The organism is Vallitalea sediminicola, assembly GCF_054408565.1.
The window spans coordinates 1-209 of record NZ_BTPT01000216.1; the positions used below are offsets into that span (position 1 = coordinate 1).

1 protein-coding gene is annotated in these 209 nt (G+C 40.2%); it reads right to left on the bottom strand.

Annotated features, from left to right (window positions below; genetic code table 11):
• A partial coding sequence (locus ACX6CF_RS26475) for a hypothetical protein (protein WP_458788376.1) occupies nucleotides 1-209 on the bottom strand: 209 nt, incomplete at both ends.

The following is a 209-nucleotide window of genomic DNA, read 5'->3' on the forward strand; positions in this document are numbered from 1 at the left end:
CTGGGAATTTAGCTCCAAGGTATTTCTCTAACCCATCAGCAGCAATTAAGCCCTGAAGAAGTTCGGTTTTTTGATCAACAGAAAGTGCCGCTTTAGACTGCACAGATTCAAGACGCTGTTGTAACCAACGTTTTTCATCCGTTGCTGTCATGTGCATATATTCAGCACCAATAGAACCACAATACGTGTTTCTTAATGCTTTATATAAG